11 protein-coding genes (1 of these 11 cut by a window edge) are annotated in these 24948 nt (G+C 65.3%); 7 read left to right on the forward strand and 4 right to left on the reverse strand.

Annotation, left to right across the window (positions count from 1 at the left end):
* Window positions 1–15697 carry the 3' portion of a tandem-95 repeat protein gene (locus GEV05_07540; GenBank protein ID MPZ43237.1) on the forward strand. The gene continues 13064 nt to the left of window position 1, outside the view, so 15697 of the gene's 28761 nt are visible here — the last part of the coding sequence; its start codon lies beyond the left edge, outside the window; the stop codon is at window positions 15695–15697.
* A 169-nt stretch (window positions 15698–15866) separates the two neighbouring features.
* Complete coding sequence (locus GEV05_07545; protein MPZ43238.1) at window positions 15867–16529, forward strand: hypothetical protein; 663 nt, start codon at window positions 15867–15869, stop codon at window positions 16527–16529.
* Between the two features lie 99 nt (window positions 16530–16628).
* Here GEV05_07545 and tenA read toward each other — a convergent pair whose 3' ends face one another.
* A complete protein-coding gene (tenA, locus tag GEV05_07550; protein ID MPZ43239.1) occupies window positions 16629–17354 on the reverse strand; it encodes a thiaminase II in 726 nt (241 codons plus the stop codon).
* Window positions 17355–17422: 68 nt separating this feature from the next.
* On the reverse strand, window positions 17423–18235 hold the full coding sequence (gene thiD, locus GEV05_07555) for a bifunctional hydroxymethylpyrimidine kinase/phosphomethylpyrimidine kinase (GenBank protein ID MPZ43240.1): 813 nt from the start codon (window positions 18233–18235) through the stop codon (window positions 17423–17425).
* Between the two features lie 237 nt (window positions 18236–18472).
* Between thiD and GEV05_07560 the strand changes: the two genes are divergently transcribed.
* The gene (locus tag GEV05_07560) at window positions 18473–19465 is read left to right on the forward strand and encodes a zinc-binding dehydrogenase (GenBank protein MPZ43241.1); all 993 of its coding nucleotides are present in this window, start codon (window positions 18473–18475) and stop codon (window positions 19463–19465) included.
* A gap of 239 nt (window positions 19466–19704) precedes the next feature.
* On the opposite strand, the gene GEV05_07565 is transcribed toward GEV05_07560, so the two are convergent.
* Window positions 19705–20676, reverse strand: a complete 972-nt coding sequence (locus GEV05_07565; protein MPZ43242.1) for an LLM class flavin-dependent oxidoreductase — start codon at window positions 20674–20676, stop codon at window positions 19705–19707.
* Here GEV05_07565 and GEV05_07570 point away from each other — a divergent pair.
* Genes GEV05_07570 through GEV05_07580 form a run of 3 tightly spaced genes read left to right on the forward strand, consistent with a single transcriptional unit; the run spans window position 20654 to window position 22613 of the window.
* Complete coding sequence (locus GEV05_07570; protein ID MPZ43243.1) at window positions 20654–21784, forward strand: alpha/beta hydrolase; 1131 nt, start codon at window positions 20654–20656, stop codon at window positions 21782–21784. The two genes, GEV05_07565 and GEV05_07570, sit on opposite strands and share 23 nt — an antisense overlap.
* Window positions 21785–21802: 18 nt before the next feature.
* Complete coding sequence (locus GEV05_07575) at window positions 21803–22033, forward strand: hypothetical protein (GenBank protein ID MPZ43244.1); 231 nt, start codon at window positions 21803–21805, stop codon at window positions 22031–22033.
* Between the two features lie 31 nt (window positions 22034–22064).
* A complete protein-coding gene (locus GEV05_07580) occupies window positions 22065–22613 on the forward strand; it encodes a hypothetical protein (protein ID MPZ43245.1) in 549 nt (182 codons plus the stop codon).
* A gap of 179 nt (window positions 22614–22792) precedes the next feature.
* On the opposite strand, the gene GEV05_07585 is transcribed toward GEV05_07580, so the two are convergent.
* Window positions 22793–23254, reverse strand: coding sequence for a hypothetical protein (locus GEV05_07585; GenBank protein MPZ43246.1), 462 nt, complete (start codon window positions 23252–23254; stop codon window positions 22793–22795).
* 238 nt (window positions 23255–23492) lie between these two features.
* Between GEV05_07585 and GEV05_07590 the strand changes: the two genes are divergently transcribed.
* Window positions 23493–24947 carry a DUF3375 family protein gene (locus GEV05_07590; protein MPZ43247.1) on the forward strand — a complete coding sequence of 485 codons (1455 nt, stop codon included), beginning with the start codon at window positions 23493–23495 and terminating at the stop codon, window positions 24945–24947.
* Window position 24948 lies beyond the last annotated feature (1 nt).

Below are 24948 nucleotides of genomic sequence, written 5' to 3' on the forward strand. Positions count from 1 at the left end.
CACTGCGGAAGAGATCCTCGACGATTGCGACCCGCTCTACATCCCGTTCCGCTTCAACGTGATGGCGGCGGCCACGCCGATGACGCGCGCGGAGTTCGTCGAGCGCCAGAGCGGCGAAGCGCTGCGGCTGCGCGAAGCGATCCTCGCGGATCCAACCGCGAATGCAGTGCTCGTGAATCTCGCCGCGGACGCGGACACGTGGGTCGCGAGCTACCTCGCCGCGCTGGAGGATTCCGGACTGCTGCGCCCGGAGAACGAGGCCCCGCCCATCCGGCTCGATCCGAAAGTCGTGAGCCGTCTCGGTGTGCTTGCCTCCGGTGTGCTCGTCGGCGCGGGCGGCGAGCAGTTCGTCACCAACTCCAGCCTGATCGCCTTTTTCGAGAAGCTGCACGCCTGGTACGGCGACGAGCCGGGCAAGATGGCGATCATCGATCACTACGATTTGCGCGAATCCGAGGAGTGCCCGCCCTACGAGATCCCGGTTCCCGCATCGCCGTTGTTCGAGGACTACGACCTCGGCCTGTCGCATGGCACGTATTTCCAGGCCTTCAACGTCTTCTCTCCGTGGATGGGATTGCCTGCGACGGGCGCATTGCCGGAGTTCGCTTCCGTAGCCGCCAGCAACGAGCTCTCGGCGCTGACCTTCTCCGAGTTGCTCAACCAGGCGATCGCCGGTGCGCAGGCTGCGAGCATCACCGGACCGCAGGGTTTCGGCGAGAGCCAGTTCGTGCCCGCGCTCGAGTCCTTGCCCTACACCATCAGCTTCGAGAATGCCGCCGATTCCTCCACCTGGGCGAACGAGATCCGGATCGTGACGCAGCTGGACGAGGGATTGAATCCGCGCTCGTTCCGCCTGGGCGGTATCAAGATCGGGGACATCAACGTCTCGGTCCCGACCGATCGCGCGAGCTTCCAGGGCGATTTCGATCTGAGGAACAGCAAGGGCTTCGTCCTGCGCGTGAGCGCCGGCATCGACACGGCGACCGCGACCGCCACGTGGCTGCTGCAGGCGATCGATCCGCTGACCGGCGAAGTGCTCGCCGATCCCACGCGCGGGTTGCTGGGCCCGAACAACGCGCAGGGCCGGGGCGCGGCATCGGTGAGTTATTCGGCCGCAGCCGCATTCGGCGCGCAGACGAGCAACGAGCTGCGGGCGCAGGCAAGTATCTTCTTCGATACGGCGGCGCCGGTCGAAACGCATGAGATCGTGCATCTGCTCGATGCCGAAGCGCCGGAGACGAGCCTCACCGCGACGCCCGTCGCCACCGGGCGTGCGGATTACGAGGTGCGCTGGCAGGCAGCCGACGATCCCTTCGGCTCCGGGGTCAAGCACACCACGGTGTACGTCGCCGAAGACGGCGGGGATTGGAAGATCTGGCTGCGGCAAACAAACGAGACCTTCGGCATCTACGAAGGACGCGAAGGACACAGCTACGAATTCCTCGCGCTGTCGACCGATAACGCCGGTAATCGGGAACGTCCTCCGGCCGATACGGCCGCGCCGGACGACGGCTCGCGCCCGAATCTCGGCACGCTGTTCCAGGTCGGTTCGACGACACAGGACATCGGCGATCCGCCGCCGCCGAGCGCTGATCCCTCGACCAATCCCTTGTTCGTCGAAGCCGAACAGGGCGTTCCGTCGCCGGATCCGCTCAATGCCTCCGAGTTTGCCGATACGCTAAAGCCGTTCACGACAACGGCATTCGGTACCGGCATCCCGCAAAGCCATGCCGACATCGGCCCGCTTGCATTGTTGGTGCGTCCCGATGGCACGGTGATCGCGAGCGGCGGGTTCAATCGCGGTCAGCTCTATCTGTTCGATCAGGACGGGGGTGAGGCGGGCAATCCGTTCGCGCAGCTGGACGAACCGATCTTCGATCTCGCGCTCGACAAAACCGGCCGGCTATGGGCGAGCACCGGCGGCGGCGAGTTGGTGGAGCTCGATGCGACCACGGGCGAGATCCTGGGCCGTCACGGCGAGAGCATCACGCAGGCCATCGCTGCCGATCCTGCGACCGGCAAGCTCTATGTGTCCTCGGGCGACGGGGTCGAGATCTTCGATCCATCGAACAACAGCTTCACGCACTTCAGCGACCTGCGCGTGGACGACCTTGCCTTCGCCCCGACCGGCGAGCTCTGGGGCACGACCTGGCCGAAACGTGGCGACGTGGTGAAGTTCGACCAGCTCGGCCAGCCGCACGCCATGCTGCGCCTGGATACGCCGGTCGATTCGATCGCCTTCGGCGCCGCGGGCAGCGCCCTCGAGAACCTGCTCTTCATCTCCAACCACACCGAGATCGGCAGGCCGCATCTCGCCGCTCTGGTGATGGTCGACCTCACGACTCTGCGGACGGTCGACGTCGCCGTCGGCGGCCCGCAGGCCGAGACGCTCGCGGCGATGCCGGACGGGCGGCTGCTGATTGCGAACTCGCACCAGATCGATGTGCTGGCGCCGGTGATTGCGCCGATGGTCATCCAGGTGAATCCGCCCGACGAAGCGATCGTGCCGTTGCCGCTCGCGTCGGTGCGCGTGACGTTCGACCAGGACATGGCGGCCGTAGAAGCGTCGCGTCCGGAGTCCGTGGTCAACCCCGCGAACTACCGCCTCACGGTCGAGGGCGGCGCGGAAGTGGCGATCAAGGAGGTCCGCTACGACATCGCTGCGCGGACCGCGACGCTGCTGTTCGATCCGCTGGGCGGCGGAATCTACACGCTCACGGTGGAGCCGACGGTGCGCAGCCGCGTAGGGCTCGAGCTGGCGGAGCCCTATGTGACGCAGTTCGTCGCGGTCGAGGATTTCTCGGCGTTCGTGCAGATCGATTTCGAGCGCACGCGCTCGGATCGTCTCGACGGCACGGTATCCTATGATTTGCGGGTCACCAATGTCGGCGACTTCGATCTGCTGACGCCGCTCAAACTGGTGCTCGATCCCGCGCGCTATTTCCAGGGGCTGCCGGCCGGCACCTTCGACACCGCCGCGGATGGCCTGTGGCTGATCGACCTGGACGCAGGGCTGCCGAACGCTCGCCTGCAGCCCGGCGAATCGACAGTCACGCAGACGGTCACGTTCTCCAACCCGGGCAGCCAGCGCGCAGCAATCGGGCACGGCATCTACGCATTGCCCTATCCGAACACGGCGCCGGTGTTCGATTCGAATCCCATCACTCAAGCAACCCTCGGCGCCGAGTATCGCTACGACGCGAACGCCTCTGATCCGGACGGCGTCGCGGTTTCGCATCTGCTGCTCGAGGGGCCGCAAGGGATGGCCCTCGATCCCGGAACGGGCCTGCTGGTATGGACGCCGCCCGCGGGGATCACAGCGCAAGTCAGCGTGGTGCTGCGGGCCTACGATACACGCGGCGGCCATGCGACGCAGGCCTTCGCCATCGACGTCGCCGGCGGCAATCGTGCACCGGTGGTGAACGAGATTCCGGCCGAAGTGATCGGCGCCGAATCGCAGCGTATCCAGATCGGCCTCACAGCCTCGGATCCGGACGGCGATGCACTGACCTACTTCGCCGACCATCTCCCGCCCGGCGCGATCTTCGATCACGAGGCCCGGGTGATCGATTGGACGCCGGGATACGATGCGGCCGGCATCTATAGCGATGTGCAGTTGCTGGTGACGGATGGGATCAACACCGTCACGCGCTCCTTCACGCTCGTCATCGAGCCGCGCAACGCACCGCCCACGCTCACGGGGCCGGCGGACCGCACCATTCGCGAGGGCGACCCGGTGCGGTTCCAGCTGGGTGCCCAGGATCTCGACAACGACGTGCTGCGGTTCTTCACCAACTACCCGATTGCCGGTTCCTTCCTCGACCCGAATACGGGCGAATTCGAATGGGTGCCGGGATTCACGCAAGCGGGCACCTATGCGATTTCATTCGGCGTTACCGATGAGGTGAACGTCACGCAGAAGGTGGTGACGCTCACTGTAACCAACGTCAACGCGCCGCCCGTGTTCGATGCGCTCGGCGACTGGAGCTTGTTCGAAGGCGAAACCCTCGCTTTCCGGCCGTTCGCTTTCGATCCGGACAACCCGGGGTTCGCGCCGCGCGATCGCGTGGGCACGCAGCTCACCCCGCAAGAAGGCACCGACCCCAGCGTGACCTATGCGGTGAGCGGCCTGCCGCCGGGTGCCACGTTCGACGCGGAAACGATCAGCTTCCGCTGGACGCCCGACTTCGATGCCGCGGACGATTACGTGGTGCGATTCGTCGCCACCGACGACGGGAACGGCACGGGTACGCCGCGCTCAGCCACGATCGACGTGCCGATCCACGTGCGCAATGCCAATCGCGCGCCGGTGGCGCAGGTCATCGACAACATTGCCGTCGACCGCGGCGCCGTCGTCGATCTCGAGCTTGCCTTCCCGGATCCGGACGGCAACCCGGTCGTGTTGAGTGCGGCTGGCTTGCCGCGCTTTGCCGCGCTGACGAGCAACGGCGACGGCACCGGGCTGCTCCATATTGCGCCGGAGGCGGACGATCGGGGCGACTATGTCGTCACCATCACGGCGACCGACGACGGAGACGGGCCAAAGGCGCAGCTGTCGGCCTCTCGACAGTTCGTCATCACCGCGAACTCCCCCGCCGAGGCCCCGCGTCTGCAGTACACCGGCGACAAGGTCGCACTCGTCGGACAGAAGCTCGAGTTCTTCGTCCGTGCGACCGATCTCGATCAGGATCTACTGACCTTCGCGGCCGAGAACCTGCCCGCCGGGGCCACGTTGGTCCCCGCGGTTCAATACGGCACGGCCCGTTTCGAATGGACGCCGACGGCCGCCGACCACGGCACGCACACCCTGACCTTCAAAGTGCACGACGACGGCAACGCGGGCGCGGGCACGCCCGCAGAGGACACGCAGACGATCGACATCGTCGTGCGCGATACCAACGCAGCCCCGATCCTGCTGCCGGTCGGCAATTTGACCGTCGCCGAAGGGTCGCTGCTCGAAGTGCAGCTGGAGGTGCTCGATACCGACGGCGATCCGATCACCTTTTCGGCCGCGAATCTGCCGCCGGCGGCAACGCTGGATCCGATCACCGGGCTGCTGCGCTACGCGCCGAATCTGCTTGCCGAGGGCAGCTACCTCGACGTCATCCTCACCGCGTCCGACGGCCAGGCAAGCAGCCAGGAGACGATCCGCATCGACGTTTCCCGCACCAACCAGGCGCCGATCCTCGCCGGCATTCCGCCGTTGGGAGGCCAGGAGGACCAACTGCTCGGCTTTTTCCTGGTAGCCAGCGACTTCGACGGCGACGCGATCGTCTTCCGCGCGACCAGCCCGCTGCCGCAGGGGGTGCACTTCGACGTCTCCAACGGGCATTTCGAGTGGAAGCCCAACTTCGATCAGGCGGGCGAGTACGTGCTGACGTTCGAGGCGGCCGATGCGGCGGGCGCGAAGGATGCCCTCGCCGTCGCCGTTCGCATCGACGACGTCAATCGCGCGCCGGTGGTGACACTGGCCGATCATCGCGTCCTGCTCGGCGAGGAGTTGAGGTTCACCATTGGCGGCTCCGATCCGGACAAAAGCGAAACGTTGACGTTCGCGGCGGACGGCCTGCCCGAGGGTGCGAGCCTGCATGCGCAGACAGGTGTGTTCTTCTGGAGACCGGGTCCGGGCCAGGCGGGGGATCACCTCGTTCTCGTCAATCTGAGCGACGGCAAGACCACGACCGTCAAGCCGCTGGTGATTCGTGCCAGCGTGGAGCCGGTTGCACCGGATGTGACGATCGAGCTGACGCCGAGCTTCCCTGCCTTCCCGGGACAGTCGGTGACGGTCACGGTGCTCGCCGACAGCTTCTCGGCCATTGCGACGCGCTCGCTCACGGTCGATGGGCAGGCCGTTGCGCTCGACGAGCGCGGTCGCGCGGTCGTTACGCCGAGCGCGCCCGGGCAGATCGTGCTGATCGCACAGGCGACCGATGTCGACGGCTTCACGGCAACGGTCGAGCGATTGATCAAGGTGCGCGACCCGGCGGATACCACGGCGCCGACCGTGTCGCTGTCCACTGCACTGACTGCGGCCTTGATCCGCACGGCGGTCGATGTCATCGGCACCGTGGCCGACCAGAATCTCGATGCCTGGTCGCTCGAGATCGCGCGCGCCGGAAGCAACGCGTTCATGCCGCTCGCGGGAGGCAGCAGCGCGCCCGGGGCAGACGCCGTGTTGGCAGAGCTCGATCCGTGCACCTTCGCCAACGGTTTCTATCGGCTGCGCCTCTCCGCCACGGACATCGCCGGACGCTCTGCGGTGTTCGAGCTGCTGGTGGAAATCGCCTCGGCCGACAAGGTCGGTCGCTATGCGCGCACCGAAACCGATTTCTCTGCCGTGCTCGCGGGTCACACCATCGATTTCGTGCGCCGCTACGACTCGCTGAGCGCCGACGTGGCAGGATCGTTCGGCAACGGTTGGCAGCTCGCGCTGCGCGACGTCGATTTTGCGACCGACGTGGCGAGCGCGATCAGTCCGATTCGTGTCGATTCGCGTGTGTATCTGACGCTTCCCGACGGTCAGCGCGGTGGCTTCACCTTCGCGCCGGTGCTGCACGAGGGGCAGGGCTACAAGTGGCATGCGCCCACGTGGGTCGCGGATCCCGGCATCGGCTGGACGCTGGAGTCGATCGGCGCCAAGCTGCTACGCGCGGGCGATCGCTTCTACGATCTCGAGACCGGCGCGCCCTACAACCCGGTCGGCATGGAACCGGCGCGCGCGCAGTTCATGCTCACGGCGCCCGACGGCACCCGCTATCGGCTGAACGCGGCGGATGGGATTACCCAGATCGAGTTCGCCGACGGAATGGTGCTGCAGGTGAGCGATAGCGGGATCGTGGCGCAAGGCGGGGAGGCGTTGCGCTTCAGGCTGGACGCCACGGGCCGAATCGCGCGCGCGATCGCGCCCGACGGCACGCAGTTCGTCTATAGCTACGATGCCGCGGGTCATCTCGTAGGGGCGCGCAACCTCCAATCGGGCGAGTCGTCTCGCTACGCATACGAGGCGGGAGGTAAGGGACGGCTCATGCTGGCGAGCGGGCCCAGCGGCGGCGCGGTGATCGACTACGCGGCGGGGGCGGCGGTGTCGACGGTAACGGCCGACCTCGGGACGGCGCTCCGCTACCTGGCGACGCCTCATACCGGTAGCATGGGTGCCCGAGAAAGCGCGCACTTTAGCTTGGTCGTGCGCGAGAGCGAGATTGCTGCGGCGGCGGGGGGCGCCGCGCTGATCGGAGTGGTGCTCGAAGCCGAGCCGGGCAGCACGCTCGCCCCGGCGATTCCTCGAATCGAGGGGCTCGACCCAATTGCATCCGGGGTGGACGCCACGCGCGCCTTTGCGCTGTTTCGGATCGACACGGCGGGCTTGAAGCTTGTTTCCCTCGCCGGCGCCAACGCCAGCACCGACGGTGGCTACAGCTTGAAGATCTTCGCCATCGGCGATGCGAATCGGGATGCCATTGTCGATGCGCTGGACGTTGACATTCTTGCCGCGGCTTCGGACACCACCGAAGGCGATCCCGGCTACGTCGAGGCGGCCGATTTCAATTTCGATGGCAGCGTCGACGCGGTCGACCGGCAGCTGCTGTTCCAGGCGCTCGGCTACTCGCCGAATCGTCCGCCGACGATCACAACCCCGAACGTCAAGACCCACGTCGGCCTCCCCGCCACGGGGCGCCTCGATGGGCTGCTGAACGACCCTGAGGGCGATAGCGTGTTCGTACGCGTTATCGGCACGAGTCATGGCAGCGCCCAGCTTGCGAGTGACGGCAGGTCCGTGCAATTCATTCCGGAAGCGGGTTTCAGCGGGATTGCGAGCTTCACGCTGGTTGCCGACGACGGCTACGGCGCTTCGCAGCCTGGCATCATCAGCGTGAACATCAGCGATGCGCCGCTGGAGCGCATTCACGTCGAGCTTCCAAACTTTCTCTGGATAGGCGACGAGCTCGTGTTCGACGTTACCGGCGATTTCTCGGACGAAGTGGGCGTCCTCCTGCCCGTATCGTATCTGTCGATCACTTCGACAAACCCGGGAATCATCGGTATCACGGCAGACGGTGCGCTGCGTGCTTTCGCAGAGGGGTACTCCATCGTCGAGATCTCGGCGCAGGGCCGGTCGCGGATCGCGGCGGTGAACGCCTTCCCGCGCTTCCCCGATACAGGGGAGCAGGATGCAGGCGAAGCGCTCCCGACCCTGCCGCAACTCGCTCTGTTTCCGCATGCAGTCACCGTGGCGGCCGGTAGGGGCACTCGGCAACTGCTGATCAAGACAAGCGACGGTGTCGACCTTGCGGTTCCGAGTGCCGGAACCATCTACATCGTCGCCAATCCCGATGTGGTATCGGTGAGCGATTCAGGTTTGGTGACGGGACTCCTACCGGGCTTCAGCGAGATCACGGTCATCAACGGCGGTGCGAGCGAAGTGGTGATGGTCGCCGTAGACGCGCCGGATCCCAGCGGTTCGGCGGTCGGCGCGCAAGGTGGGGTCGTCGGCAACGACGAAGTCAGCATCGCCATCGCGCCGGGCGATCTCGATCACGAAGTGCCCGTCACCGTGCAACGCTTGGCGCTGGACGCGCTGCCCGTCGCATTGCCGGATCTGTTCACCGGGCTCGGCGCGTTCGAGCTCGATCTCGCAGGACAAACGCTCGACACACCCGCACAGCTTGCCCTTCGTCCTGCTGCCGCCGCGGCACCCGGCACGCCCGTCGAAATCATGCTCCTCACCAAGCTGCCGGAGGCCGACGGCAGTTTCCGCGACCTGTGGCTGCTGGTCGAAAGCGGGGTGGTCGACGATCATGGCATGGTGCGGACCAGCTCGCCGCCTTACCCTGGCATTCACGTGTCGGGAACTTACTCGATCGTTCAGGCGCAGTCGACGCGTCGCCTGATCGCGTCTCCCGGCATAGATACGGCGGCGATCTTCATCCAGTCTGCGGGTTCTGCCTACGGCGTCGCCGCCGGTTCGCTACCCATGCCAGTGCCACAAAGCGATGCCTTTACCGTCGTGGTGCGCGTCTACGGCAGTGGCGGCTATTCGGAGCAGGTCACGGCGGTTGCGGCGAACTCCGACCTGGATGCCATCAGCATCGATCTCGCGCCACCGGCGGTTAACTACACTACGCACACGCCGCGGATCAGCAGCGTCCAGGTCGATCCCGGCGCCAGTGGGACGACGCTGCTCATCAGTGGCGAGAACTTCGCCGTTCCCGGAATGGCGGGAATCGTCGTTCCGGAGGTGACTCTGGAGATCAAGCAGGCGGGGCAGACGACGCCGCTCGTCGTCCCGGTGCCCGGCTCCAACGTCGTCGCCAACAGCCTTACCGTCAACCTGCCCGCCAATGTGCCGCTCGCGCTTGCGGAGCTCACGCTGGTACGCAAGATAACCGTGGCGGGAGTCGGTCCGGGCGGGGTGCTCAATTCGAGCTCGCAGGTGTTTCGCAGCCAGCCGTTCAAGATCACGCAGGCGAGCTCGAGTGTGGTCGTGGGCGCCTCGGCGGCAGCCGTGGAGATCCTCTCTCCAGAGGGCGGCCAGCGACTGTTTTCGATTCCCCTGAACAACGGGGCCCAGGTGGAGCGTCGCGGCAGCGTGGTCGTGACGGCGGACGGCACCCGCGCTTATGCCGCCCTGAAGTCCGGCGGAGTCGCGGTAATCGACCTGCTGACGTATCGGGACATCCACCACGTCAAGGTACTCGCCGGCTTCTCCAGTCTTCCGGTGTTCGACGCGATGACGGTCGATCCGGCCGGCCGCTATCTCTATGCTGCCGCCGGTGCCGACCAGATCTACGTCATCGACATCGTCAGGGCGATGAGCGATCCATTCAATGCGGCAGAGCAGGTCATCACGCTCACCTCGAGCGATCCGTTCAGCGGCATCACCGGACTCGCGATCAGCGCCGATGGACGGCGAATGTACGTCACGGCAGCGCGCACGCAGCTTTATCGCGCTGGCGCCGAACCCGGCTGGTACGAGGGCGGCCGGACGGCCGGCAGCATCCTCGTGATCAACGTCGATCCGCTCGACCGCCCGGTCTCTGGCGAGCCGCCAGACGCACGCGGCTGGCGCCAGCAGATTGCCGAGATCGATCCTGCTCCGAGCGGCAGTTCGGAGTCGGGTGTGTACCCGACCGGCATCGTCGCGACGCCCAATCCGCATCGGCTGATGTTCGCGAACATGCTGGACAACACCAACGGCGTGATGCGCCTTGTCATCGAGGACGACAACCCGGCATCGTTCAGCGCGACCGTCGAAGCCATAGAGACCATCATCGATCACCCGCGGCGCATCGACCTTTCCATCCACAATCCGCGGGCGATCGCGGTGCTGCCGGACTTTTCCTTCGCCTTCGTGCTGGACTACGGGCAGCCGGTGTTCCCGCTTTCCTTCAATGCCACTTCGACGGCGGACCTCGACACGAGGGAGTGGGGCGCGAAGGTCGGCGTGATCAAGGATCCCTTCGGGCCGAGCCCGGAGTACCTGGGCGCAACCACGCCCGTGCCCTACGGATTTGCGGACCGGCTCGCCCTGAGCATCGACGGCAAGCTGCTCTACGCGGCGTATCGCGGCGTGAACACCGAGCTGACCTTCGACGTGGAGCAGCTCGTGCTCGCGGCGACCTCCACGTCGGAATTCATTCGCGAGCGCAATCCTCTGGACCGCCTGGATGTGAACCTGGACGGCATTGCCGATTACAACATCAATCGTCCGGGCGTGATTCTGCCAGGGGTGACAGGTCTCGCGACGGCCGGAATTCCGGGCGGCTCGACGGTTCTCGCCGCCACCCCGACGAAGCTCTTCGGCGACGTCGTCGAAGTGGATCTCGCCAGTTTGCTCGGCGCGCCCGCGGGCGCAACCTTCTTTCTTCTCCCGGATACCTTCCTCAATGGCACCGTGGCGACCGTCCGGTACGCGGGACTCACGCTGGCCGATCAGCGCGAGCGCGTGATGCAGTCGCTCGACGGCAGATTGTTCCCCGGCTCGGCCACGTTCGAGACGAGCGGCACGTTCTACCTGCTACCCACGGTCGATCCCGCGCAGGTCCGCGGGCTGCGTCCCGGCGAGCGGCTCGCGCCCAGCGTGGCGCGTGGTGTCGTCGGCTGGGTGTCCGCGGATGGCACTACGTTCGAGCGCGGCCTGATCGAAGTCCCGCTGAGCGAGGGCTCCGCGGCGACGCCCGGCTTCACGTCGATGACGTTGTCTTCGAGCGTCGGCGATCCGGACGAAAATCCCGCCAACCGGCCGCTCGACGTCTACCGCGTTCAGCAGCGGTTGCGTTATTTCGGCTATCCGGGCTGGGGCGGCCAAGTGGAGAACCCGTCGGCCGCGGCGATCGCCACTCGCACCGGCAGCTTGGGCTCGCCGCCGTATCCGGGCCGGTCGGCCGGACAGATCGATTTCAAGCTGACCGGACGCGCGCAGCCGGACAGGACGGTCGGTACGCGCCAGTACGACGACCCGTTCGTCGAGGCGATCAAACTGTTCCAGGCCGCAATATTCACGACTGGCGCCAACCGGTCCGATCGCGGCAATCCCTACCGCGAGAATCTCGGCTACGGGGGCGCGCTCGCGGGCGGACTCGTCGACGCCCAGACGCGCTCGTGGCTCAATGCGACGAACGCGCCGCAGTGGCGCAATATCGACCTCGCGAGCCCGTACTACAGGTTTGCCGGCTGGTTCGCAAACAGTGCTGCCTTCACGCCGCTCGGCGACAACGAGGCCTACGGAACGACATGGGCGATCGATCTGATCGAACGTGCCACCTCCGGGCAGTCGAACCGCTCGGGGCATCGGGTGATCGCTGTGAGCAATTTCTACGGCGATACGATCGGGACGATGTTTCACTCCACGCACAAGGGTGGCTTGGACATCGACTTCATGGTCGACGGCAATGAGGCGGAGAACTGGACGGGGTTGCGCGTCATCGACATTGACAGCACTCTCGCCAGCCTGACGCGCATCTCCACGCTCACGAACAGTCCGGATGCCACCATTAACGCGCTTGCCATCGCCGTCGACGCAAGCATCGAAGCGAAGAAGCAGTTCTACACAGCCGAGTTCTCGGCAATCACGGATCAGAATGTGATCGATCTCATCGCCGAGATCGGAGAGGCGAGCATCGTTCGCCTGCACGACGACGAGCGCAGACTGGTCGAGGACATGGTCGATTTCGAGCAGGCGGCAACTGCTCTCGGGCTCCAAGTCTATCTGGGCATTTCGTACACAACGATCGAACGCATCGTCGAGGAAATTGCCGGCCAGGCAGTGAACAACGAAGGCGGACATCGGAATCACTTTCACGCCTACGTGTTCAGGGACGCCACCTATATGCCGGTTCCGGCGCCGGCGCCGCTGCTCGCCGATGGGTTGTCCGGCAGCGCGTTAAACCCCGCCGAGAACTTGCAAGCCGTCCCCGACGATCTGCTCGATCAGGCGATGGACGCCTGGGGCGGCATCGTGGATGCCGGCATCGCCGCGGCCTCTGGCATCCATGTCGCGATCTCGGATCTGGACAGCGGCGTCCTGGCGATGACCATGGCCACTCAGAGTGCCGGGCCGTGGAGCATACTGGTCGATCGCGATGCCGCAGGCCTGGGCTGGTTCGTCGATTCCACGCCAGGTTTGAACGAGGAGTTCGCGCCAGCCGCCGGCACGACGCTCGACGCGGCTGCTGGCAGCGTCGCCGACGGGCGCTACGACCTGCTGACGGTGCTGGCGCACGAGCTTGGGCATGTGTTCGGCTACGCCGACGAGCCACGGATCGGCGGCCGGGAATCGATCATGACGGCAGACCTCGCGCCCGGCATACGCCGCTTGCCGGCTGCGGCGTCGTTGCTGCCGCAAGAGGTGTCGAGCGCTGATCCGCCGGCGGGTGTGACATCCAGCGCTGCCATTGCAGGTGAATTCGAAACCCCCGCACTCGCGCTGCAGCCGGTCGACGACGTGATCGCCGCCACCGGCGAAGACCTTGTCGACCGCGGTTCCTTGCCGGGTGCATTGCTGTTAAGCGACGCCCTGGACAGCACCGTTTCGATGACGGCGACCGCGACCGGCGTACAGAACGGCACCTTCTCGGTCGCAAGCCCGGATCAATCCGGCTTCGGCTGGTCGGTCCGCGGCAGCGCGGAGGTGAGCAACGGCACCGGCGTGCTGCGCGAAGATCCGCGGCTCGTTTCGCGCCTGACGCAGACCGTGATCGTCCCGACCGGTGCGGTCGGGCTCGCCTTTGATCTGCTCGATGCCGATTTCGATGCTCTCGGCGGCGGACCGGTCGACGCGTTCGAGTTTGCGTTGCTCGATGCGGCAACCATGGCTTCGGTTTCCGGCGAGGTCGGGCTCACGCATAGCGATGCGGCGCTCAACATTCAGGCCGACGGCCGCATCTATCGCTCGACCGGAGTCAGCTTGATCGGGATTGCCGGCGATACGCTGTCTGCCGCGATCGCTTCCCCCATCACCGTTACCCTCGATCTCGCCGGTCTGGATGCGGGGCAGGCTTTGACGTTGTACTTCGACCTGCTCGGCTTCGGCAGTACCGGCAGCGCGGTGACGATCGACAACGTCCGCTTTCTGACCGAAGGCGGCAACACCGCTCCGGTCGCGGAAGACGACACGGCCGATGTCGCCGAAGACGGCAGTGTCGCGATCGACGTGCTGGCGAACGACGCGGATGCCGAGGGGGATGCGCTGACGGTGGAGATCGTCACCGGGCCCGAGTACGGCAGTGCGATCATCGAAGACGACGGGACGGTGACTTACACGCCACAAGCGAACTTCTTCGGCGCCGATACGTTCGCGTACCGACTGTTCGACGACCAGGCGTCGAGCAACGTCGCCACGGTGGCGATCGATGTAAGCGCGGTGAACGATGCGCCGAGCGCGGAGCCGCTGAGCGTCGAGACCGACGAAGATACGAGCGCCGTCATTGACCTGGCCGCGGCGGTGAACGACATCGATACGGGTGCGGCAGCGCTTTCGATCGAGATCGTCACCGCGCCCGCGCACGGCGCGCTCTCGGCAAACGCGGACGGCACGTTCACGTATACGCCGGATGTGAACTACTTCGGGTCGGACGCTTTCACCTACCGGGCGAGCGATGGCAGCCTCGCGTCCGACGTGGCGAGCGTCGGAGTATCGGTCGCACCCGTCAACGATGCGCCCGTGGCCGATGACGAAAGCTACGTGCTGTTCGAAGGCCAGGCGCTCAACGTGGCCGCGAGCGAAGGCGTGCTCGCCGGCGACATCGATCCGGACGGCGATGCGCTGAGCGTCTCGTTCTTCACCGATCCGCAGCATGGCACGGTGCAGGTGTTCGACGACGGTTCGTTCATCTACACGCCGCAGGCCGGCTTCCAGGGCAGCGACGGCTTCAGCTACCGCGTCATGGACGGTTTCGGCGGCGAGGCGGTCGGCACGGTCGCGCTCGAGGTGCAGCCGGTCGAGGGACCGCTGCAGGTCGTCTCGTTCGATCCGGACTGCAACAGCTTTGCCGTGCGCTTCAACGACAGTTTCGATCCGAGCGTAATAAGTCTGTACGTCAGCGCACCCGACGTGATCGTGCGCGGAGCGGCCTCCGGAGTAATCGCGGGCTCGCTCATCCACGACGCCGACGGCAAAGGCTTCCGGTTCCTGAAGAACGGCAGCCCATTCGCGTCGGATGCCTACACGGTGACGCTCGAGAGCGGCCCATCCGCCTTCACCCATACCACCCGCGGCGATCTCGACGGCGACGTTGACGATGCGGCGGGCGGCGACTACATCACGACGTTCTCGGTGGCGCCGCCGACCGCGATCAAGGTCGGTCTACCCGATTTCATGCGCGGGCCGGGGCAGGACGTGGACGTCCCCGCGGCGCTCGGGCAGGGCTTACCGCTCACGCTCACCAGCGCGGGCGAGGTCACCTCGGTGGTGCTGGAGATCGCATACGACCCGGCGTATCTGGAGATCGTCGGGGCCGAAGCAGCGGCGGGCCTGCCCGCAGGCAGCACTGTCGTCTTCGATACTACCCAGCCCGGGCTTGCACGCATCCGTATCGAAACATCGACGACGATCGCCGCAGGCACGGTGACGCTGCTCAGCCTGGAAGCGCACGTGCCGCTCGCGGCAACCTACGAGGCGCGCCATTACATCGACATAGGAGCGGTCGAGATCAACGGCCAGCTGGTCGAATGCGCCGACGACGATGCGTTCCACCTGGTCGGGTACCTGGGGGATGCAAACGCGAGCGAAGCATACGAGATCGAGGACGTGCAGCTCATCCTGAAGATTCCGGGGCGAGCCGCGAACGGCTTCCCGGCCTGGGCCGACATCAATCCGCTGATGGTGGCCGATATCGACGAAAACCGCTTCATCACAGCGGCCGATGCGGCGCGCGTCAATCTGGAGCGATCGGGGATGGATCGGCCGGAGATTCCGCCGCTGCCGGATCGCGCCCTGGTCGAGGCCGCTCGTGCGGCGCAGCTCGTCCTGGATGCCGAGCCGTTTTCCGCTGTGCGCATGGGCGGCGAGGAGGCCGACAAGGTCAAGACGCTCGATGTGCCGTTCATCGACTTCCGTGCAGCCGGTCCTTTGGGCGCCTCGTTGCCCGAAAGCGCGCAATGGAAGCGCGTTTTCGTCACCGAGGGGGCGAGCGGGAAGAATCCGAACAGCATGCTCAAGGTGACGCTGCCGGTGGCGCCGGCTGCGACGGCCGTGATCTGAGCACTTGTTCACGCTTCGAGAATGAGCTTGGCGTCGGGAATTTTTACACTGCAACAAGTGGTTGCAGAGCCTTTAGGCCAGTTGCATACTGGCGGAACGCAAGCGCGCAGCAGGCAATCTGCGCCGCGATCGATGCGCGAGTATCGATGGATGCCCCGAGGGAGATGAAGTGAAAGCAAAACTGCGCTATGCAATCGGCATTGGGCTCACGGTCATAAGCGCGACGGTAGCGGCGTCGCCGATCTTCAGTGTATCCGCTGGCAGTGGGTTTCGCGGCGATCCCATTGTGGTTTCGCTGAAAGACCTGACCACTGATGGATCCACCGACGGGCTGATCGGAGCAACGGTGTTCGTTACGTTCCAGCCCGATCGGCTGAAGTATGTTTCATCGAGCTATGGCGATCTTCAGTTGTTGGGGGATATTTTCGAGATCGACGTCAATCAAGTACTTGGCAGCGCGACGCTGGGTATCTTTTCGAGTGGCATCGAGCAGGATCCGAATAGCGGTACATTGCTCGATGTGAGCTTCGAAATTCTGGGCGACGCACCGTTCGGACCGACGCCGGTCAGTTTCCGCTGTGTGCCCTTTGATCCTCTAATAGATGTGGGAGCGGTGACCGATCAGGATTCCGCCAACAGCCTTTGCCGGCCGTTGGATCCTTTTACCGGGGCAATGTCGCTCGATTACGCGATTCCGCCGACCACCGGAGACGTCAACGTGCTTGCGCAGACGGCGCAGGTGCCGGTATCGGGCACCACATCGCTCGCACTACTCGGTCTCGGGCTCATGGCCTGGATGCGGCGCAAGCAGGTCAAGGACTCGGTATCCTAGGGTTAGCTACGAGTCCGGCCGTTCCCACCACTGCGTTGAATTCGGCGCCGACCGCGTCGGCACGCAAGCGCCGGTGCGTGTCGTGAGTCTCATGATCGTTCAGGGAGCAGCCGGCGTGGGCTCGAACGGCCATTGCTCGCACCGGTAACCCATGTCCCAGAACATCCACTCGTAGCGGCTCGTCGCTCGGAAATGCCGGCGCATGGCGTTGCGCTCGGCTTCGCCAAGCCCGGCAGCAACCTCGTTGGTCGTCGCCAGCACCGCGGCCACGATAGTGCCGAATTCCTCCGATCCGTAGGTCGCTATCCAGCGCGCATAAAGCGGATTCGGCGACCCCGCACGCGTCAGCTGCTTGCCGACTTCCCAGTAGATCCAGTAGCACGGCAGGAGTGCAGCGAGCGCTTCGTGAAATGGCGCTCCGTATGCAATCGCAAGCAAATAGTGGGTGTACGCCAGGTTGGTGGGTGCCAGCGGGGTAGCGATCACGGCTTCGGTCGTGAGACCAAACTCCTGGAAGAAGCCCTCGTGCAGTGTCCGCTCGACCCGAAGCGCGCCCGCGGCGTGTTCGGCCAGCATGACGATCCAGTCGTCCTTGGGCGCGCGCGCCGCGGCGATCGCGAGCGCGCGGGCGAACTCGCGCAGGTAGAGCGCATCCTGCACGGCGTAGAACTCGAAGCGCTCGCGCTCCAGCGATCCGTCGGTTAGCCCGGCGATGAACGGGTGGCGCAGGATCGCAGCGTAGATCGGCTCGATCGAGTGCCAGAGCTCGTCCGTGAACAGCTTCGTTTCTATACGCTCAGCCAAAGTAACCCCCGTGCGTTCCATTCGACAACAGCCGCGCCGATGCTTCGCCCTCGCAAACTTTCGATCGTCTCGGCGCCGTGCGCCGCATCCTATGGGTGTTGCCTCCAGAAGTGATCGAGCACCGCCACGTGGCTGCGGCCCGGACGAGTCGCGTGCCGCAACGCACCGTGCACGTAGTCGGTCGCCGCGGTGCACGCGTCGGGGAGCGAAGCACCCCGACACAGGTTGGCGGCGATCGCCGACGCGAGCGTGCAGCCGGTGCCATGACCCTCGACATCGAGGCGGTCGTGCGTGAATGCGGCCGAGTCCCGACCGTCGTGAAATCGATCGACCATCCTGCCGGAGCCCTTCAAATGGCCGCCCTTCAGCAACGTCGCCCGCGCGCCCAGCACCAGCAGCTCGTCCAGGGCGGCATCGGCGGCCGCAGCGTGCTCGATCGGATGGCCGAGCAGCAGCTCGGCCTCGGGAATGTTCGGCGTCACGATCGTCGCCAACGGCAGCAGCCGCGCACGCAACGCATCGAGCGCATCCGGCTCCAGCAGCCGCGCACCGCTGGTCGCCACCATGACCGGGTCGAGCACGATATGCGACGGCACATGATGCTCCAGCGCATCGGCAACCGCGCCGATGATCGCCGCGTTGGCCAGCATGCCGAGCTTCACCGCGCCGATCCGGAAATCGTCGAAGCAGGCGTCGATCTGGGCGCGCAGGAACGACACCGGCGGCACGTGTACCGCAGTCACGACCCGCGTGTTCTGAGCGGTCAGGGCGGCGAACGCGGACAAGCCGTGCACGTCGTGCGCGGCGAAGGTCTTGAGGTCGGCCTGGATGCCGGCGCCTCCGCCGGAGTCGGAACCGGCGATCGTGAGGGCAGCTACGGGGCGGTTATCCAAGCTCGACATGAACGGGCACCGTTTGGGCGATCAGCGCATTCTATCGAGCGTTCCCTATTTCATGTCACGCTCGTCCCTCACCCCCAACCCCTCTCCCGGGGGGAGAGGGGAGCGTCGCGTCCGTATTGGACTGTCGTCCAATACGGAACGATCAATAATCACAAGGGCGGGTCTTGCATCTTGCGTGTGAGAACATGGAGGGGTCGCGCCTATAATCATCGGACGCTGCGAGCGGGAGGAGACCGAATGAAGGCCATCCGCATCACCCATACCGGGGGACCGGAAGTCCTGGAGTACGTCGAGTTGCCGACGCCGGAGCCCGGCGCGGACGAGGTTCTGGTGAAGGCGCACGCGATCGGCGTCTGCATGCCCGAGACATACGTGCGCAAGGGCACCTATCGCTGGATGCCGAAGCTCCCCGCGATCCCCGGCATCGAGATGAGCGGGACGATCGTGAAGACCGGTGCCGGGGTGCGCACACTCCGCGTCGGTCAGCCGGTGTTCGTCTCCGCGCGCGAGTTCGAGGAGCGCGCCGGCTGCTATGCCGAGTACGTGAAGGCGCCGGAGCACAAGATCTATCCCGTGCCGGAGAACGTCGATCTCGACCAGGTGGCGGGGCTCGCGAACTATCAGGTCGCATGGCATCTGCTGAACAGCGCGCTGAAGGGCTTTGAGTACGAGTCCGTTCTGGTGATGGCGGCTGCAGGTGGTGTCGGTACGGCGCTGGTGCAGCTCGCCAAGGCCGCCGGCAAACACGTCATCGGCGTGGTCAGCACCGAGGCGCGAGGCGCTTTCGCTCGCGCGCAAGGCGCCGACGCAATCGTCGACCGAACGCAAGGCGACATCGTGCCGCAGGTCCGGCAACTGACCAGTGGGTGCGGCGTGGACCTGATCCTGACGATCGCGGGCGGCAGCGGGATGATCTCGCTGTTCGATTGTCTCGATCGCTTCGGCATGCTGATGCTCTACGGGCGCATGGGAGGCCCGCCGCAAGGCGATCTCGCCGCCGCCGTCGAGAAGGCCCCCGTGCGCAGCCTGGCCTATCGATACTTCTCCATTCATACCCTGGACGATTGGCCCGAGCTGCGCGCGCGCGCCACCAACGCGCTGATTCGCATGCTGCAGGACGGCACGATCAAGGTGCCGATCTACGACCGCATTCCCTTGGCGGAGGCCGCACGCGCGCATCGCGTGTTCGAGTCCGGCGAGGTCATGGGCAAGCTCATCATGAAGCCCTAAAGGAACCGCTGATTATCCTATTCTGACGTCACTCCCGCGCACGCGGGAGTCCAGCGAATTCAAGTGCATCCTGGATTCCCGTTTCCACGGGAATGACGTTTTTCAGAGCATCCCTATTGATCGTTCCGTATTGGACGACAGTCCAATACGGACGCGACGCTCCCCTCTCCCCCCGGGAGAGGGGTTGGGGGTGAGGGACGAGCGTGACATGAAATAGGGAACGCTCGATAAACCGCCTGTCAGCGGAAGCTCGGAATGACCTGCGTTGCCACCAGCTCCATCTGACGGTACGCATCCTGCTCGTCCTTGGCGAGGAACGCGAGGTTGATGTGCCGTACGCCGGCGTCGATGCGATCCTGGATTCCCTTGATGCAGTCCTGAACGGTGCCGGTAAGGCACAATCCCTTGGCGACGTCCTCGGCGCTGCGCTGGGCCGTGGCGTACTTGCCGAGATTCTTCACCGCCACTGCCAGAGCTTCCCTGCGATCCTCCGAGATCGAGGTCGGCTGCGCGACGCCGAAGCGGAAATTCGCCAAGTCGCGTCCCGCAGCCTGGGCCTCCGTGCGTATCGTCTCGTTGCTTTCTTTCAGGCGCCGCACGGTGAAGAGATAGGGATACCAGCCGTCGCCCAGCGTCGCGGCGCGCTTCATGGCGGCGTCGCTTCGACCTGCGATCCAGATCGGCGGACAGGGCTTCTGCACCGGCTGCGGCAGCAGGGTTGCATCCTCGAACTGATAGAACTCGCCCTTGTGCGTCACGTGCTGCTCGGTCCATAGCCGGCGCAGCAGCGGCAGCATCTCGTTGGTGCGCCGCCCGCGCGTTTCCACCGGCACGTTGAGGATGTCGTATTCGATGCGCGTGCTGCGCTGGCCGCTGATGCCGATGCCGAAATCGAGCCGGCCATTGGCGATGCGGTCGACCGTGGCGACGAGCTTCGCCAGCATCACCGGATGGTAGAGCGGCGCGATCACGATTCCGCTCATGACCCGCACTTGCCGGGTCGCCGCGGCTGCCGCCGCCAGCACCGGCAGCGACAGGATGCGCGGAATCGGCGGGTTGCCGTCCTGGACGTGCTCGCCGGCAACGAGCCGATCGTAGCCGAATGCTTCGGCCCGTTGTGCGAACTCCGCGACATGATGCGGCTCGGCCTGATTCAGCGAGCAACCGAAGGTGATCGTAGCAGTGGCCATGGCGCTTTCCTCCACCAGCATGAATCCGGTGGGAAGTCTAGCATCGAAGCAGCCGTGGCCTCGGCCGCGCGTCGACACGCCCGCTGCCTCGCGGCCAGGCGCTTATCGAAAACCGGATGAGCTCGAAGAAGAGGCATTGCTATTTGCGTGCAGGAGGGACCCGGTATGCCGAGTCGATGCAATAATCAGGATCTCACCAAGCAAAAGAACGGGAGGCGTCATGTTCTACCCGGGCAACTGGACCGACAGCTTCGCCGACAACCACCAGTATTCGAATGCAACCCTCATTACCAAGGGCATGGCGCCATGGAATGCCGTGGCGCTGGGCGAGATCGACGAGGTCGTGCAGCGCCTGCACCAGCGCACGCATTCCGACGACGCCTGGTGGGAAGAGTGGTGCGCCCTCGCGGCCCGGATCGAAGCCTTCGCCGACACCGCGGCGGCTGCAGGCAGGCACGCCACGGCGGGCAACTGCTATCTGCGCGCAGCCAACTACTACTACACGGCCGAGCGCATGGTGGCTCCGGGCGAGAAGAAGCTCGACACCTATCGCAAGAGCCTGCGCTGCGCGCACGAAGGCCTCGAGCGCCGTTACCCCAACGTGGAGCGGGTCGACGTCCCCTATGAAGACAGGTCGCTCGCCGCCTATTTCATGAAGTCGCCGCATGCCAAGGGACGCGCGCCCACGCTGGTCTTGTTCGACGGACTCGACAACTGCAAGGAGATGAGCGTGCTCTTCGCCGGTGTCGAGCTCGCGTTTCGCGGAATGCATACCCTCGCCATCGACGGACCGGGACAAGGCGAATCGTTGCGGCTGCGAAATATTCCCTCGCGCTATGACTACGAGGCGGCGGGCACGCCGGCATACGAGTACGTCGCGAGTCGCGCCGACGTGGATCCTGCACGCGTCGCGATCGGCGCATACAGCGCCGGCGGCTACTATGCCCCGCGCGCTGCCGCGTTCGAGAAGCGCTATGCGGCCTGCATTGCCTGGGGGCCGCACTACGACTATCACGCCAATTGGGAGAAGCGCTGGGCGGCGATGAAGCAGGATGGCAAGGGCGTCGCGACGTCGCATTTCCAGCTGCCGTGGGTGATGGGGGTCGCGGACATGGATGCGGCGATGTAGAAGCTGAAGAAGTTCACCTTGCACGGCGTGGCGGACAAGATCACCTGTCCCATGCTGATCACCATGGGCGCGGAAGACAAGCTGGTGACGCGCGATGTGGCCGAGCAGTTGTACGGTGCCGTCGGATCGAAGGACAAGACGCTCAAGATTTTCTCGCGCGAGGACGGCGGCTTCGAGCATTGCCAGGCGGACAACCGCCAGGTCGGCATCGACTACGTTGCGGACTGGCTGGAAGCGCGCTTGAAGTAGTCCCTTTCGCTTTGACCCCGGAGGAGAAGTCATGACGCGATTGATGTCGTCCTGTGCGCTTGCCCTGTCGCTCGTTGTCAGTGCGGCGGCACTCGGCCAGCCGTTCCCGAATCGGCCGATCCGCATGGTCGTGCCGTTCGAGCCGGGCGGCTCGATGGATGCGGTGGGGCGCTCCCTGGTCGAGCCTTGGGGGACCAACCTCAAGCAGCAGATCGTGATCGACAATCGCGGTGGCGCGGGCGGAACGGTGGGAACCGCGATCGTCGCCAAGGCCACACCCGACGGTCATACCATCCTGTACGCCAACCTCGGCCCGCTTTCGATCGGGCCGTCCCTATACCGCAAGCTCGGTTACGACCTGTTCCGGGATCTCGCACCGGTGTCGCTGGTGGGAATCTCGCCGATCATCCTGTTCGTCTCGACCGCACTGCCTGTGAAGTCGGTGAAACGCTCGTCGCCGCGCTCGCCACACCGGAGCTGCGCGCGCGGCTCGCGGCTTACAACGTCGAGCCGATCGGCAGCAGCCCGGAGGAGCTCGGCCGCTTTCTTCGCGTCGAGTACGAGAAGTGGAACAAGGTGATCAAGAGCGTGGGCATAACGCCGCAATGATCACGCGCGTCGATTCGATGCGATAGCACTTCACGAGCTGGGCGCTGTTGCTTCATAAAGTCTTCGGCATCGATAGGGCGCATTGTCCGTGCAACAGCACTAGCGCGGTCAGGCGTCAGTCGGTGCGCGCGCTCGGCAATGACCGCCGATTCATGCTTTGGCCTGCTGCCTGTTGGTACCGCTCCCGGGCGCCCAAAGCCATCGATAGGCAATGCTGAAGACGAGCCAGTACACGAGACTCAGCACGAGCGTAACGGCCGCTGCAATGTGGCCTCGATTGAGGAGGAACGGATCGGCGCCGACGAGCGGCCAGAGCACGACCATCAGGATGAGCCAGCATACGAGCGCGAACAACAGCCCGCTGACCAGAAAAGACCGGATGGGAATCTTCGGCGCGAGAAATGCGTACAGGTTGCTGCAAATGAAGATACCGAGAACGAGGAAAGCGAGCCAGCCGCAAAAGACGTGATTCGGTTCTCCCAGCAGCGCTGCCAGCATCTTGCCGATTTCAACGTTGGGCAGGCCATGAACGGCATTGTTCATGAGCAGCATCGAACCGATCACGAGGGTTGCAATCAAACCTGCCGCAGATGCGGCCTTCACCTTTTCCATATTTGCTTCAGCCTCCGTTTACGCTCACGATTTCGTTGCCCGAGAAAATTTGATTTGACCTACCCAGCGAGGTTCCGGTTTTTTGCCACGTCAAAGCAAGTTCGCGGCGGGGCGTACGGAGCCAGCCGGACGAGTGACTACCTGATGGCGCGCAAACGCCCGCGACCGAGCCTGCGTATCGCCCGCAATCGAGCACGACCACTCCCCGCCGCTTTCACCCTGACGTATCCTTCCTGGCGTGACCCTCGACTACGCCACCCTCGAAGCGCTGCGCAGCCACCACCCGGCGTGGCGGCTGCTACGCTCGGACCACGCGGCGCTGGTCGCGAGCTTCCTGCACCGGACCTTCGTTGCCCCGAACGTGCGCGTGATGGCGGCGGCGGATCTCGCCGAAGCGCTCGAAGACACGCTTTTCGCTCTGCGCGAGCGGCTCGGGCCCGATGCGTTTCCGCGCCCGGCGGCCGAGTACCTGAACGAGTGGGCGAGCCCCGAGCGCGGGTGGCTGCGCAAGTACTATGGTCCGGATTCGGACGAGCCGCTGTTCGATCTTACCCCCGCGACCGAAAAGGCCATCGCCTGGCTCGCAATGCTCACCGAGCGCGCCTTCGTCGGCACCGAATCCCGGCTGTTGACGTTGTTCGAGCTGCTGCGCCAGATGAGTGCGGGCGCGGAGGCGGACCCGGACAAGCGCATCGAGGAGCTGCGCCGGCGTCGCGACGAGATCGACGCGGAGATCGCGCGCGTCGCAGCCGGTGAGGTGGCGCTGCTCGACGACACGGCGCTCAAGGATCGCTTCCAGCAGTTCATGCAGCTCGCGCGCGAGCTGCTGACCGACTTCCGTGAAGTCGAGGACAACTTCCGCCAGCTCGACCGGCGCGTGCGCGAGCGCATCGCGCTGTGGGAAGGCGGCAAGGGCGCGCTGCTGGAGCGAATCATGGGCGAGCGCGACGCCATCGCCGATTCCGATCAGGGCAAGAGCTTCCGCGCATTCTGGGATTTCCTCATGTCGAGCCGGCGCCAGGAGGAGCTCTCGGCGCTGCTCGATCGCGTGCTCGCGTTGGCGCCGATCGCCGATCAGAATCCCGACCCGCGCACTCGGCGCGTGCACTACGACTGGCTCGAGGCCGGCGAGCATACGCAGCGCACCGTCGCCCAGCTCTCGCAGCAGCTGCGGCGCTTTCTCGACGATCAGGCATGGCTGGAAAACCGTCGTATCATGGACATCCTGCGCGGGATCGAGGCAAGGGCGCTGGCTTTGCGCGATACGCCGCCGCACGGCGAAACCATGTCGATCGCCGAGTCGTCCGCGGCCATCGAGCTGCCGCTGGAGCGGCCGCTGTACAGCCCGGCGGTCAAGCCGGTGATCGCCGATATCGCGTTGGAATCGGGCGATGCCGATCTCGATCCCGCGGCGCTCTATGCGCAGGTGGTGGTGGACCGGGCGCAGCTTGCGCACAACATCCGCCAGGCGCTGCAGGCGCGATCGCAGGTGACGCTGCATGAGCTTGTGCAAGCGCAGCCGCTCGTGCACGGCCTGGCCGAGCTGGTGGCCTATCTGCAGCTGGGAAGCGAAGCATTCAGGACGGCAGTGGACGAGGACACGACCGAAGTGATCGCCTGGCATGCCGCGGGCCGCGACGGGGTCCAGACCACGCGGCAAGCACGCCTGCCGCGCATCATCTTCATGCGTTGAC

The sequence above is a fragment of the Betaproteobacteria bacterium genome (assembly GCA_009377585.1).
GTDB lineage: Bacteria > Pseudomonadota > Gammaproteobacteria > Burkholderiales > WYBJ01 > WYBJ01.

Coding starts and splice junctions, on each gene's coding strand:
- thiD (MPZ43240.1), bottom strand. CDS start 18,235: ATGTCGAGCTTGGATAACCGCCCCGTAGCTGCCCTCACGATCGCCGGT.
- GEV05_07565 (MPZ43242.1), bottom strand. CDS start 20,676: ATGCTGGTGGAGGAAAGCGCCATGGCCACTGCTACGATCACCTTCGGT.
- GEV05_07580 (MPZ43245.1), top strand. CDS start 22,065: ATGACGCGATTGATGTCGTCCTGTGCGCTTGCCCTGTCGCTCGTTGTC.
- GEV05_07570 (MPZ43243.1), top strand. CDS start 20,654: ATGGCGCTTTCCTCCACCAGCATGAATCCGGTGGGAAGTCTAGCATCG.
- tenA (MPZ43239.1), bottom strand. CDS start 17,354: ATGGAACGCACGGGGGTTACTTTGGCTGAGCGTATAGAAACGAAGCTG.
- GEV05_07585 (MPZ43246.1), bottom strand. CDS start 23,254: ATGGAAAAGGTGAAGGCCGCATCTGCGGCAGGTTTGATTGCAACCCTC.
- GEV05_07560 (MPZ43241.1), top strand. CDS start 18,473: ATGAAGGCCATCCGCATCACCCATACCGGGGGACCGGAAGTCCTGGAG.